Below are 13754 nucleotides of genomic sequence, written 5' to 3'. Positions count from 1 at the left end.
TGTGGGGGCCCAGGAGGACGTAGTTTTCGCGCCATAGTTTCCACTTTCAGAAATTTAGCTGCGGCTATCGGGTTTTCGTCCGATGTTTCGGTATCGGGAAACAATAGCACGACGTGCCTGAAAACCCTGCGCATTCCTTTCACTTGAAGCAACTGCCGCTATACTCGCACCCCATGAAAAATAATACCTATAACGAGACCCCCACCCGCATCCTGCGCCGCCAGCAACTTTCGCTGGTGCTGCTGGTCGTCTGCGGCGTGATCAACTACCTCGACCGCGCCACGCTGGCCGTGGCCAACGAATACATCCGCGCCGACCTGGGACTGTCGCTGGGGCAGATGGGATTGCTGCTGTCGGCGTTTTCGTGGAGCTATGCGCTGTGCCAGTTGCCGGTGGGTGCGCTGGTGGACAAGATCGGGCCGCGCTGGCTGCTTGGCGGCGGCCTCGTGGTGTGGTCGCTGGCGCAGGCGGCCGGCGGTTTTGCGGCCACGTTCGGCTACTTCGTGCTGGCGCGGATTGCGCTGGGCATCGGCGAAGCGCCGCAGTTTCCGGCGGCGGCGCGCGTGGTGAGCAACTGGTTCCCGGCACGCGCGCGCGGCACGCCGACCGGCATCTACAACTCGGCCTCGCCGCTGGGCGTGGCGCTGGCGCCGCTGGTGCTCGCGCCCCTGATCATCGCCACCAGCTGGCACTGGGCCTTCTTCATCACCGGCGCCATGGGCCTGGTGGCGGCGCTGGTGTGGGTGGTGCTGTACCGCGACCCGGTGCGCGCCGACATGACGGCCGCAGAGCAAGCCTATCTCGAAGTGGACGAGGTGGCTGCTGCCGCCCCCAAGGCGAACTTCGCCTCGTGGCTGGCGCTGTTCCGCTACCGCGTGACGTGGGGCATGATGCTCGGCTTCTTCGGTTCGGTGTACCTGAACTGGGTGTATCTGACCTGGCTGCCCGGCTACCTGCGCACCGAGCGCCACATGGACCTGGCGTATGCGGGACTGGCGGCGTCGGTGCCGTTCATGTGCGGCTTTGCCGGCGCGCTGATCGCCGGCTGGGCTTCCGACCGCGTGGCGCGCGCGGCGTCTTCGCCGGTGACCGGTCGCCGCAACGCGGTGGTGATCGCCACGCTGGGCATGGTGGTGTTTACCATTCCGGCGGCGCTGGTGGACAGCAATCTGGTCGCGGTGGCGTGCATCTCGATCGTGATTTTCCTGGCCAACGCCTCGTCGGCCTGCGCGTGGTCGCTGGCGACGGTGGCGGCGCCGCCAAGCCGGGTGGCCTCATTGGGTGCGCTGCAAAACTTCGGCGGCTTCCTCGGCGGTGCGCTCGCGCCGATCCTCACCGGTTACATCGCGCAGACGTGGTCGTTCGTGCCGGCGTTGCTGGCAGGGGCGGGGATTGCGTTCATGGGGGCGATGTCGTATCTGTTCCTGGTGACGAAGCCGATTCCGGAGTGACCGAACGCTGCGCCAGCAGGTGAGACAGCCGTTGCAGGCCTGCCTGCAGACGGCCCCGGTCCTTGATGCTCCCCAGCGAAATCCGGATGGCATTCACGGATTCAGTGCCGGTTGCAAATGCCTCGGCCGGCGTGACGGCGATCCCCTCGCTGCGGGCAGCGCGCGCCAGCTGCGCGGAGTTCCAATACGCCGGCAACTCGAGCCATACGTGCAGGCCGTCACCAGAGCCGCTGTACCGTCCCGCCAGGATAGTGCGGGCCATCCGGTGGCGCAGGCGCGCCTCGTTGCGCACGCCTTCCATCAATCTTTTGGCCGAGCCGTCGAGGATCCACTGCGTGGCCAGCGCAGCCGTCAGCGGAGCTGTCATCAGCGCAAACGATCGGAGTGCGTCCAAAAAGCGCTCGCGTTCCTGCGGGTTGCGTATGAGCACAAATGCGACGCGCAAGCCGGGCGTCAAACATTTCGACAGGGTCGAGATGTACACCACCTGTTCCGGCGCAAACGTGGCAACCGGTGGCGGCGGGGCATCGGCAAGCAGCCAGTAGGGATCGTCCTCGACGATGCGTACCTTGCAGCGCCTGGCGATGCTGGCAAGCGCCTGGCGCCGGTGCTCGGGCATGGTGATGGAAGTGGGGTTCTGCAAGGTGGGATTGAGGTACACCAGCGCGGGCTGGTGCTGGCGGCACGCTTGCTCGAGCATTTCCGGCACCATCCCGTGCTGGTCCGCTGCCACCGCGATGACTCTCCGGCCGAACTGGGTGGCTGCGGCAAGCAAGCCGGGATAGCTCGCCGGCTCGGCCAGGATCATATCGCCAGGCGCCGTCAGCGCCAGGATCGATGCGGCAATCGCCGCCTGCGCCCCCGGGCAGACAATCACTTGCCGGGCATCCAGGTGTCCGAACATTGGTGCGAGCCAGGTGGCGCCTGCCTTGCGGTCGGAATCGCTGCCGCCGGCCAGGTGGTAGGTCATCAGCAATTCCGCATCGGCCCGCATCAGCACTTGCGACAAACCTTGTTTCAACAGGTCGTCGAAGTCCACGCCAGCGGGCGGTGGCGGGGTATTCATGCTGAGGTCGAGAATCGAAGTCAATTCGACTTTCGGCGCTGCGACATACGTGCCGCGCGCACCGCGCCCCTCCAGCAGGTTGCGGCGCCTGGCTTCGTCGTAGGCGCGCGTGACCGTCGTCAGGTCCACGTTCAGCTGGGCGGCCAGCTGACGCTGGGGAGGTAACCGGTCACCGGGCGTCAACGATCCGTCCGCCACCGCCGCCTGCAAGGCATCGGCAATCTGCAAAAACCGTGGCCCCTGGTTCGCGACCAGGCGCGGCAACCAGCCAGTCAAATGTCCATCTTGTATGGTTTTCGCCTGGGACATTTTGTCTCGATGTATGGAAATTGTTTTTCAGTAGTATGCTTCAAATCGACAGTGTCACGTAATCACCTGGAAAAATGATGGATTGGATCCCGATAGTTTTCGTAATATTCAAGTTTCTCGTGCTGGGCACGGGGATGTACTACGCCATCAAGTGGCATTACGACCAGGGCAAGAAGGTGTCGGTGAACGAGCGGCGCGCGGTGCTGCGTGCGGGGGGCAAAGTGGTGGTGATCTTTGTGCTGGGGCTTCTTGGGGTGGGGCTGGCGACGTTCCTGATGATCAGGATGATGGGGATGGAGTTGAGCTTTTCTTGATGGTAAAGATTGGTCGGCTGGCAGCGATGCACATGTGGACGAACAATAAAGTTTGACACAACCTGCGAGTTCCTCGGACCTATCCGACCGGCAATCAACGGCTACTCTTGCCTGTCATCCCAACGTCGGCTAGGCAGAACTCATCATTAATGGAATCACTGCAGTGGTTTTGTCCTGGTGTCAGACCTGGCCCCACCTACGCTTGGCAGCGGTGCGACGGTCTGTTTGAACGGCTGCTCTTCGACGACGACCAGGCTGCCATTGAGTCCATCGTCGAAGATACCGACGCTGATCCAGATATTCCCCTTGGCGCTGCGAATCAGGTACTGCTCGATGATGCTGCTTCCAGTGAAATGGTGCAGCTTCTCGAAAGCCCGCTTTGGTTCCAGCCCGCTCTGGCGCAGCACGGCGTCGTTGTCCTTCGTGAACGTAGCGAGCTTGACGCCGCCGAGGTCGCTGATTTTTTGCCCGTAATACTGCAGCACCGCCGCCTCGCTTGCGCCGGCTGACTTGGCTGAAAACAGGCGCCGGTAGTAGCGCCCTTCGATCGGCACCAATCGCTCGCCCGTCAGCACGTACACCCGTTCCCAGGTGACCGCATCTTCGCTGAAAGGTTTGGGCGAGCCTGCTGGCGGTGGCACGAAAGGGAACGCCGGCAAGGTGGCGCGCGTGATGGGTACCGAGGCAGGATCGGTCATGGCAGAGGCTGGCAAGACCAGCGCCCCGGCCAGCATGACCGCACCAAGCGGTGTGAGTGCCGGGCGCTTCACGTGCGCACCAGTTCGACGCGACGGTTACGGGCCTTGCCCTCATCCGTCTTATTGTCGGCCAGTGGCCGCTCGGCGCCTACGCCGACCGGCTGCAAACGGGTTGCACCGATGCTTCTGGCAGTGATCGCTTTGACCACCGACTGCGCCCGCGCCAGCGAGAGCTGCTTGTTATGGGCAGCGTCGCCATCGGTATCGGTATGCCCTTCGACCTTGAGCTTGAGGTTTGGATCGGCCTTGAGCAGTTTGGCGATTTCATCGACAGCCGGCAGGCTGTCCGGACGAATGACGTCGCTGTCCGTGTCGAAGTTCAGGTACAGCGCGACATGGCCATCTTTTTCCAGCGCCGTCGCCATCTGCGCGGCCGGCATCAGCGCTACGCTTTGCTGCAGCGCTTTTTCCTCGACCACGATCAGCCCCAGATTCAGACTGCCGTCAAACAGGTAGAACGACATCCAGATATTGCTCGACGGCGTGCGCAGCAGGTACTGCTCGAAGCCCGGAATATCCGCCTCGTCCGAACGGTCCGGTCCGCCAATCAACCGCATTTTCTTGCGGATGGCTTCAAGCTCTCCGCCATTGGCTTCGATGAACGACGGGTCCGCCGGCGATACGGTGTCGACACGCGTCGCGCCCAGTTGCTTCAACACCGCTTCATAGTTGCGGTGCGCACCGAGCGGCGACATGCCGATCTCATTGATCGAGAAATAGCGGCGCGAGATCTTGCCTTCCACCGGACGCAGGCCGTTCCCGGCCACCACGTGGATCCTGTCGAACTGCACCACCTCGTCGCTCCTGGCAGCACCTTTCAACTCGGCTGGAATACCGATATACGGAAACGCCGGCAACGCCGCACTGGTCACCGGCACCTGGCCGATATCGAACGGCTTGGCAGCTTCGGCAGCCGGTGCAGGCCTGGCGACGCTGGCGCTGTTGCCTGTACTGGCTGGCGCAGCGGCAGCAGGCTCCGGCGGCGGTGCGCTGTCGGCGGACACTTTGGGTTTGCAGGCGATCAGTGCAATGGCTATTACAAAAACGAGTGGCAGATGCAATTTCATGGGGGCTGAACGTCGGATTGACGCGGTTAATCGATTGGATACCGGCGTCAGCACGCGCTGTTACCGATCCGTGCCAAAACGGTATATGTCTTGGGTCTCATGACAGGCAGATTCTGCCACTAATTGTAAATATAACATTTTTCAGTACAACATCATCGCAGATTGTGACTGGAGGCCAATCGTGCCCACTTAGCTCATCGCCGCCGTGCGCATGGCAAGCCCGGTTTGGTGCAGGGCTCCGTTTCGTAAATCGGCGGTGTTGGGAATGGTAACCCTACCCACGAATATTTTGAGATTTGAAGTTTTCACACAGCCTGGCCCCAATTCGGACCTTCGAGCCGGATTCCCCATTTCAACTGCGGCCAACCAAACTACTCGTCCTCATTAAGCTCGACGAACGATTGAGTTGGCACATCAAAAATAAATGAACTTCCCTCTGGAGAGTCGAGCAGATGAATAAAAGAGTCGTCTTTGGAAAGCACAGCACCGATAGACACAAAGGCTAAGTTGTTTGAATCTTCCATATATTCGTCAGATTCGTCATTTGCAGTAAAACGCCAACCGCTATCGCGTTCATTGTCGGGGGGCTCACGATATAAGTAGCCAACTCGTGCCCCATCCGTCAATATTCGATTTGTGACGAAGCATCGCTTAATGTAGCGTTCTACCAAGTTGTCGTCATCATCATGCTCGGTATTGATGATATTAGACGCATCGAAGGCAACTTGGTCATCAAGCTTTAAGTCCTGAATCCAGCTTGGATGGTTATTCAGGCGTCCTACAAATTTTCCATTAGGGTCAATTGAGTCTACAAAAACCCACATTCTTTCTGCCCGTGGCGCTTCAGGATTTTCGGATTCAAAAACAAAAATCAACTTTACTACATCACCTGGTTTAACCAACGCAATGGTTTCACGCGGCGACTTAAAAAAAGTATATTTATGAGCAGCGGCAGTCTCATCTGCATTTTCCAGTGTCCAACTAGGCATGAAGGTACCCATTCATTTGATATTTCCGAACGTCTGCTGGCAGCCGAAACTGGAAGTTCCTGTAAGCATGTCTGGCCTGGCCTCTTGTGTCGAACTTCATTGTGTTGTGTCAGACTTTATTGTTCGTCCACAGCTGCCGCAAACCACTCCGGCTCGCTTACTCCACCGTCACCGACTTCGCCAAATTCCTCGGCTTGTCCACATCCGTCCCCCGCGCCAGCGCCGTGTGATACGCCAGCAATTGCAGCGACACCACGTGCAAAATCGGTGACAGCAAGCCGTAGTGCTCGGGCAGGCGGATCACGTGGACGCCTTCGCCCGGCGTGATGCGCGAATCGACGTCGGCGAAGACGTACAACTGGCCGCCACGGGCGCGCACTTCCTGCATATTCGATTTCAGTTTTTCGATCAGCGCGTCGTTCGGCGCCACCGTGACCACCGGCATTTCCTCGGTCACCAGCGCCAGCGGGCCGTGTTTCAGTTCACCGGCCGGATAGGCTTCGGCGTGGATGTACGAAATCTCTTTCAGTTTCAGCGCGCCCTCCAACGCGATCGGGTAGTGCATGCCGCGACCGAGGAACAGGGCGTTTTCCTTGCGGGCGAAATCTTCGGCCCAGGCCATGATCAACGGTTCCAATGCCAGCACCGAGGCGATTGCTACCGGCAGGTGGCGCATGGCTTTGAGGTGCTGCGCTTCCTGCTCGTCGGAGAGGCGGCCGTTGACTTGCGCCAGCGTCAGCGTGAGCAGGAACAGGCCGGCCAGCTGGGTGGTGAACGCCTTGGTGGAGGCCACGCCCACTTCCACGCCGGCGCGCGTGATGTAGGCCAGTTTGCATTCGCGCACCATGGCGCTGGTGGCCACGTTGCAGATGGTGAGCGTGTGTTCCATGCCCAGGCTGCGCGCGTGCTTGAGCGCGGCCAGGGTGTCGGCGGTTTCTCCGCTTTGCGAGATGGTCACGACCAGGGTGTTCGGATGCGGCACGCTGTCGCGGTAGCGGTATTCGCTGGCGATCTCGACGTTGACGGGGATTTTTGCCACCGATTCGATCCAGTACTTGGCGGTCAGGCCCGAGTAGTAACTGGTGCCGCAGGCCAGGATCAGCACGCGGTCGATCTGCTTGAAGACGGCATGGGCGCCGTCGCCGAACAGCTCGGGCATGACGGTCATTACGCCTTCCAGGGTGTCGCCGATCACGCGCGGCTGCTCGAAGATTTCCTTCTGCATGTAGTGGCGATACGGTCCCAGGTCGGCCGCGCCGGTGTGGGCGTGCACGGTTTTGACGTCGCGCTGGACCGGCTTGCCGTTGACATCGACGATCCAGGTGCGGCCCAGCTGCAGGTCCACCACGTCGCCCTCTTCGAGGTAGATGATCTGGTCGGTGGTGCCGGCCAGCGCCATGGCGTCGGACGCAACAAAATTCTCGCCCTGGCCCAGGCCGACGATCAGCGGCGAGCCCTGGCGGGCGGCCACCACGCGGTGCGGTTCTTCGCGGGCGAATACGGCAATGGCGTAGGCGCCGGTCAGGCGTTTCACCGCTTGCTGCACGGTTTCGAACAGGTCGCCGTTGTAGAGGTGGTCCACCAGGTGGGCAATGACTTCGGTGTCGGTCTGGCTCTGGAACACGTAGCCGAGCGCGCTCAGGTCGGCGCGCAGCTCGTCGTGGTTTTCGATGATGCCGTTGTGGACCAGTGCGATGCGCGCCACGTCGGCCGACGGCGAGAAGTGCGGGTGGGCATTGTGGGTGGCCGGCGCGCCGTGGGTGGCCCAGCGCGTGTGGGCGATGCCGGTAAAACCGTGCAGGTGGGTATGCTCGATCTGCTGTTCCAGGTCGGCCACGCGCGACGTGCTGCGCGAGCGCTGCAACTGGCCATCCACGTGCAGCGCCACGCCGCACGAGTCGTAGCCACGGTATTCGAGGCGCTTCAAGCCTTCGATCAGGATCGGGGTGATATTACGTTGCGCTACCGCGCCGACGATGCCGCACATGGGAAACCTCTTCAATGAGTTGAGGAGTTCATCCTAGAGGAGACTCGATGAAATATGCTTTCTAATTATTGACTACCATGAAATATTATTTCAGCACTGTGATAGCATGAAATATTATTTCATTTTAATGCCAATAATTTTATGGATGACATCGATCGCCGCATTTTGACTGCCTTGCAGCTTGATGCAGCGCAGACCAATAGTGAGCTGGCGCAGGCCGTTCACGTCTCTGCTCCCACCTGTTTGCGGCGCGTCAAGCACCTGACCGATACCGGCGTCATCACGCGTCGGGTGGCGCTGGTCGATCCTGCAAAGATCGGCCCCAGCCTGACGGTGATCGTGGAAATTTCGCTTGATGTGCAGGCGGCCGAGCGCATGGCCGAGTTCGAGGCGCTGGTGGCAACCGAACCGGCGGTGCTGCAATGCTACCGGGTGGCGCCGGGCCCGGACTTCGTGCTGATCGTGCAGGTTGGCGACATGCCGGCATACCACGCGCTGGCACACCGCCTGTTTGCCGCGCACGCCAATGTGCGCAACGTGAAGGCGTATTTCTCCACGTTCCGCAGCAAGTTCGAGACCCGGGTGGCGGTGTAATCCACAGCTTTCACACCGTTTATACAGAGGTTTTACCAGGCTTTTCCAGCGGTTGTGCACCGGCTTATCCATGCAGTTATCCCGGTGGTTCTCACCAGCTTGTTGACAGGCTTGCCCACAGGGTTATCCACAGGCGGTTTCAGAACCTCGCGGTGAGCGCGAGCCGCACATTGCGCGGTTCGCCCCAGAACACGCTGTCGTAAAAGCCCACGTTGCGGTAATACTTGCGGTCCGCCAGGTTGGAGACATTCAGCTGCACGCCCAGCTGGCGGTTGATCTCGTACGACGCCATGGCGTTGATGAGCGCGTAGCCGCCCTGGCTGATGCGTGCATTGCGGTCGCCGGTGCCCGGCTGGCCGTACCAGGTCACGCCGTAGGTGCCGCTTTGGGCGGTCACGCCGCCGCCCACCTTCAACCCTTTCAATACATCGTCAAGCCGGTACGCCGTGGACAGGCGCAGCAGGTGGCGCGGCTGGTTGGGCTCGGCCCGCTCGCCATCGACATCCTTGACGCGCAGGAAGGTGTAGCCGGCGCTGACGTTCCAGGACCGGTTGACCTGGCCCGCCACCTCGAATTCGATGCCCCGGGCAGTGATGCCGTCGCCATTGGCGACATAGGCGCTGTTACCGTTGGGGAGCTTGAAGCCGGGCGGCACGGTCGGGTCCAGTACCGCCAGGTTCTTCTTGAGCGTGCGGAACACGGCAGCCGATGCATTGAGGCGCTTGTCGAAGAATTCGCCTTTGACGCCCAGCTCGCTATTGGTGCCGGTCTCGGGGTCGAGCAGGGCGTTGTTGCGGTCCCGGGCCGACTGCGGACTGAACAGCGACGTATAGCTGGCGTAGGCCGAGATATCGTCGCTCAGGTCGAGCACCGCACCCACGTACGGCGTGAACTCATTTTTCGTCTTGCGCAGGTTGTCGTAGCCGATCAGCCGGTCCGAGGTATCCCAGGCGCCTTCCTCGGTGCGGTAGTTGCTCAGGCGGCCGCCCAGCACCAGCGTGAGCGGATCGGCCACATTGAAGCGTCCGGCCAGGTAGGCGCCGCCCTGGCGCACCTCGGTTTCAGTGTGCGAGCCGTCCGGCGTAAAGGTGGGCATGGGGATGTTACCGGTCCAGGTGCGGTAGTCGGGAATCTGGGGCTGATACGCAATCGCAGCCTCGCCGCCCTGGCTGTGGCTGACCGACCGCGAACCGTTCCAGCCGGCGATCAGCACGTGGCGCCGGCCGAGCAGGCTGAACGGGCCGGTGGCGTACAGGTCGAGGTTGTCGTCGATGTTTTTGCCTTCACCCCACACGCCGGTCCACAGGCGCATGCCGGTGCCGGTGGCCGGATCGGGGTAGCCGGCGCCGCCGTAAGCGACGGTGGTGTTGTTGCGGCTGTCGGTGCGGGTATAGCCGAGGTGCACTTTCCAGCCGTTGCCGAAGCGGTGTTCGAGCGAAGTAAAGGCGCTGTGTTCGCGGTTGCGCCAGGTGCTCCACGGCGTGGACAGCGAAAAATTGCGCGGCAGCCGGGCCAGGCTGCCATCGGCATTCCAGTAGGGCACGGCGCCCCAGGTGGCGCCGGTGGGATTGTTGTGCTGGAAGGTGACGCCGGCGGTCAGCAAGGTCGCAGCGCCCAGGTCCGCTTCGACGATGGCCATGCCGACGGTCTTGCGCTCGTGGTACATGTCGTAATACGAATCGCGATCCTGGTAGGCCATGGCGGTGCGGCCGCGCACGCTGCCGTCGGCGCTCAGCGGTGCGCTCACATCGACTTCAGCTCGGCGATCGTCCCAGCGTCCCAGTACCGCCCTGGCACTGGCTTGCAGCGTGCGGCCCGGGCGCTTGCGCACCAGGTTGATGGTGGCCGACGGGTCGCCGGTGCCGCCCATCAGGCCGCTGGCGCCGCGCACCACCTCGATGCGGTCGTAAAGGATGGTGTCCTGCAGCGGCGCATTGCCGCCCATGGTCATGCCATCGACCTGGATATTGGTGATGGAAAAGCCACGCGCATAAAAGCTCGTGCGTTCGCTGTCTTGCTGGCCGACCGTCACGCCCGGCGTCTGGGTCAGCACTTCGTCGAGGCGCACCGCGCCCAGGTCGTCGATCATCTCGCGCGTGACCACGCTGACAGACTGCGGCGTATCGCGGATCGACATCTCCATGCGTGTGGCCGTGCGCATGGCGCCGGTGGTGTAGGAACCGGAGCCGTCGGTCACGCTGCCGAGCGTGTCGCTCTTGACAGTGACCTGGTTCAGTTGCACGGGATCGGCGGTTTTATCGCCGGACTGGGCCAGCGACGGTTGCGCTGCTGCGGTCATGACCATCAGGACTGCCAGGTGGAGCGCGGTGGGGCGGAAAGAGGCGGGGCGTAAAGCTGCTTGCATAAAACTTCCTTGCGGTTGGGCACAGGCGTGCGCGGGCCTGGCTCGGGCGGAGCCTGGCGTTGGGTTGCTAGGGATAGCTGGCGGCTTCCGCGAACGGGAAGGGGGCTTGCTGGATAGCCGGCAGGAGTACCGGCGGAGTAATGTGATATTAGATGAGAATGATTCTTATTCTAACATCGATATCATTGTGAAACAACAATTTTTGACAGTTATCCAGTGCTTATGCACGGCCTGTACCGGGCTTTTCCACAAAGTTGTACACACCTCGTTTTCAGGCAAAAAACCAGGGAAGCCAGTTATTCCCGGTTGTCCCGCGCTTATCCAACAGTTACTCAAGTGGTTGCGCACAGGGTTATGCACAAATACCGGAAGTCACTCAAAATCCGGAGTGGGAGTCGGCACGACGAATACCGCTTGTGCCGCAGGGAAGACAAGTGTGCAGATATCCACTGGCTATGCACTGCTTGCACACCAGCTGCTCACAGCTTTATCCACAGGAAAGAAGCGCGCCTGGATCCAGGCGCGCGGGACGAGTTACTTCTTGATTTTTACCGGACGGGTCCAGTTCTCGATGGTGACCTGGCGCGCGCGTGAGACGGTCAGCTTGCCGGCCGGAGCATTCTTGGTGAGTGTCGTACCGGCGCCGATGGTGGCCCCCTGGCCCACGGTAACGGGAGCAATCAGCTGGCTGTCGCTGCCGACGAATGCGTCGTCCTCGATCACGGTGCGGAACTTGTTGGCGCCGTCGTAGTTGCAGGTAATCACGCCAGCGCCGATGTTGACGCGCGAACCGATGGTGGCGTCGCCGATATAGGCCAGGTGATTGGCCTTGCTGTGCGCGGCCACCTGGCCGTTCTTGATTTCCACGAAGTTGCCGACGTGGACGTCTTCGGCCAGCACCGTGCCCGGGCGCAGGCGCGCGTACGGCCCGATGAGCGAGACTTCGCCGACCACCGCTTCCTCGATATGGCAGAACGGCTTGATCTTGGCGCCGGCCAGGATGCGGCTGTTGACGATCACGCTATGGGCGCCGATGTGCACACCATCGCCAAGTTCCACCTTGCCCTCGAACACGCAGCCGACGTCGATGGTCACATCGCGCCCGCACACCAGTTCGCCACGCACGTCGATGCGCTGCGGGTCGAGCAAGGTGACGCCCTGTTCCAGCAAACGGTGAGCGATATTGCGCTGGTGAATGCGTTCGAGTTCGGCCAGTTGCACCTTGCTGTTTACGCCCGCCACTTCCCACTGCGCCGACGGCTGGGCCGACACCACCGGCACGCCATCGGCCACGGCCATGGCGACGATGTCGGTCAGGTAGTACTCACCCTGGGCGTTCTCGTTTTTCAGCTGGCCCAGCCATTTTTTCAGTTGCACGGTCGGCACCACCAGGATGCCGCTGTTGATTTCCTTGATCGCGCGTTCAGCTTCGTTGGCGTCTTTTTGCTCGACGATGCGGGTAATCTGGCCGTTCTCGCGCACGATGCGGCCCAGGCCGGTCGGGTCGTCCTGCACCACGGTCAGGATACCCAGCTTGTCGGTGCCGGCAGCGTCGATCAGCGCCTGCAGCGAGGCAGCGGTGGTCAGCGGCACGTCGCCGTACAGGATCAGGGTAGGGGCGTTGTCGTCGAGCTCGGGCAAGGCCTGCATGACGGCATGACCGGTGCCCAGCTGCTGTTCCTGTTGGGCAGTGGCGACCGGTTGCGGCTGCTTGCCGAGGAGCTCAAGCACGGCTGCGCCGCCATGTCCGTAAATCACGCATACTCTATTCGTAGCCAGGCTGCGTGCCGTATCGAGCACGTGGGCCAGTAGCGGTTTTCCCGCCAGGGGATGCAAAACTTTCGGCAAGGCCGACTGCATGCGCTTGCCCATACCGGCAGCCAGGATCACAACGTTCATAAGTATCACTTAGAGAGAGTAAGTTAATGCAAAAGTCTAACATGCCCTCCAGCGCCAGCCAGACGCTGCGCCGCCTTTTCCTGATCACCCTCATCGGCCTGCTGGCCGCGTGCAGTTCGCTGCGCCTGGCCTACAACAATGGCGACACCTTGCTGTACTGGTGGCTCGACGGCTACGTCGATCTGAACTCGGACCAGAAGGACTGGGTCAAGAAGGATATCGACAAGCTGTTCCAGTGGCACCGCAAGACCCAGCTCGAGGACTATATCCAGATCCTGCAAACGGGCCAGCGCCAGCTGGCGGGCAACCCCACCACGGCCGACCTGCTGGGCGACTTCGATGAAATCAAGAAGCGCACCCAGCGCCTGCTGCTGCAAGCCAAGCCGGAGCTGGCCGAGCTGGCGCGTTCGCTGCAACCGGACCAGGTCGACAAGCTGGAGAAGAAATTCGCGTCCAACCTCGATGATTTCCGCAAGAAGAACATGAAGGGCGACCGCGAAGCCCAGCAGAAATTCAGCTACAAAAAATCGATGGAGCAGTTCGAGCTGTGGTTCGGCAAGTTCACGACCGAGCAGGAAGTGCAACTGCGCAAGGCATCGGACGCCCGTCCGCTCGACAACGAACTGTGGCTGGCCGAACGCCAGCGCCGCCAGGGCGCCATCCTCACCCTGGTGCGCAAGGTGCAGAAGGACAAGCTGAGCAAGGAAGCCACGATGGCCCTGATCGATACATTGGTCAAAGACAGCTTCAACCGCCTCGACAATTCCGAGCACAAGGCCTTCTTTGACGCCTCCGAAAAAGGCACGGCCGAGCTGATCCTGACCGCGATCCGCATTGCCACGCCGCAGCAAAAAGCCCACGCCCAGCAGCGCATGCAGGGCTGGATCGGCGACTTCCAGAGCCTGGCCAAATAGGCTGCATGATATAGTGTGGCCTGTTGAATCAATGACTTAGA

Annotated in this window: 11 protein-coding genes; 4 read left to right on the top strand and 7 right to left on the bottom strand. The window is 61.4% G+C overall.

The genetic code is table 11. The features are described from left to right. The first annotated feature begins 173 nt into the window (after positions 1-173). Positions 174-1451, top strand: a complete 1278-nt coding sequence (locus tag ASF04_RS14085) for an MFS transporter (RefSeq protein WP_056142711.1) — start codon at positions 174-176, stop codon at positions 1449-1451. Here ASF04_RS14085 and ASF04_RS14080 read toward each other — a convergent pair. Then, positions 1399-2826, bottom strand: a complete 1428-nt coding sequence (locus ASF04_RS14080; protein WP_200931095.1) for a PLP-dependent aminotransferase family protein — start codon at positions 2824-2826, stop codon at positions 1399-1401. The two genes, ASF04_RS14085 and ASF04_RS14080, sit on opposite strands and share 53 nt — an antisense overlap. A gap of 74 nt (positions 2827-2900) precedes the next feature. Here ASF04_RS14080 and ASF04_RS14075 point away from each other — a divergent pair, with 74 nt between their 5' ends. After that, positions 2901-3140, top strand: a complete 240-nt coding sequence (locus ASF04_RS14075) for a hypothetical protein (RefSeq protein WP_056142708.1) — start codon at positions 2901-2903, stop codon at positions 3138-3140. Positions 3141-3295: 155 nt separating this feature from the next. Here ASF04_RS14075 and ASF04_RS14070 read toward each other — a convergent pair whose 3' ends face one another. The 4 genes from ASF04_RS14070 to glmS all read right to left on the bottom strand — a co-directional run bounded on the left by ASF04_RS14070 (position 3296) and on the right by glmS (position 7941). Next, a complete protein-coding gene (locus ASF04_RS14070; RefSeq protein WP_156368646.1) occupies positions 3296-3910 on the bottom strand; it encodes a hypothetical protein in 615 nt (204 codons plus the stop codon). Then, on the bottom strand, positions 3907-4902 hold the full coding sequence (locus ASF04_RS14065) for an OmpA family protein (RefSeq protein ID WP_162241442.1): 996 nt from the start codon (positions 4900-4902) through the stop codon (positions 3907-3909). The genes ASF04_RS14070 and ASF04_RS14065 overlap by 4 nt, the downstream gene beginning before the upstream one ends. 434 nt (positions 4903-5336) lie before the next feature. After that, positions 5337-5966, bottom strand: a complete 630-nt coding sequence (locus ASF04_RS26850; RefSeq protein WP_229205055.1) for a DUF2185 domain-containing protein — start codon at positions 5964-5966, stop codon at positions 5337-5339. A gap of 145 nt (positions 5967-6111) precedes the next feature. Continuing rightward, positions 6112-7941: a glutamine--fructose-6-phosphate transaminase (isomerizing) gene (glmS, locus tag ASF04_RS14060; RefSeq protein ID WP_056142696.1), complete on the bottom strand. Its 1830-nt coding sequence runs from the start codon at positions 7939-7941 to the stop codon at positions 6112-6114. Between the two features lie 141 nt (positions 7942-8082). On the opposite strand from glmS, the gene ASF04_RS14055 reads away from it, so the two are divergent. Beyond that, on the top strand, positions 8083-8535 hold the full coding sequence (locus ASF04_RS14055; protein ID WP_056142695.1) for an Lrp/AsnC family transcriptional regulator: 453 nt from the start codon (positions 8083-8085) through the stop codon (positions 8533-8535). Between the two features lie 139 nt (positions 8536-8674). On the opposite strand, the gene ASF04_RS14050 is transcribed toward ASF04_RS14055, so the two are convergent. Both ASF04_RS14050 and glmU read right to left on the bottom strand, forming a co-directional pair. Then, positions 8675-10900, bottom strand: coding sequence for a TonB-dependent siderophore receptor (locus ASF04_RS14050; protein WP_082488770.1), 2226 nt, complete (start codon positions 10898-10900; stop codon positions 8675-8677). 534 nt (positions 10901-11434) lie between these two features. Then, a complete protein-coding gene (gene glmU, locus ASF04_RS14045) occupies positions 11435-12799 on the bottom strand; it encodes a bifunctional UDP-N-acetylglucosamine diphosphorylase/glucosamine-1-phosphate N-acetyltransferase GlmU (RefSeq protein ID WP_056142688.1) in 1365 nt (454 codons plus the stop codon). A 26-nt stretch (positions 12800-12825) separates the two neighbouring features. Here glmU and ASF04_RS14040 point away from each other — a divergent pair, with 26 nt between their 5' ends. Further along, entirely contained in the window at positions 12826-13713 is an 888-nt protein-coding gene (locus ASF04_RS14040; protein ID WP_307140537.1) for a DUF6279 family lipoprotein, read from the top strand. The last annotated feature ends 41 nt before the right edge of the window (positions 13714-13754 follow it).

The sequence above is a fragment of the Duganella sp. Leaf61 genome (assembly GCF_001421905.1).
Classification (GTDB): Bacteria; Pseudomonadota; Gammaproteobacteria; order Burkholderiales; family Burkholderiaceae_D; genus Rugamonas; species Rugamonas zoogloeoides.
Note: the sequence above shows the minus strand (reverse complement) of the source record. Positions and strands in the feature narration are given on the sequence as shown.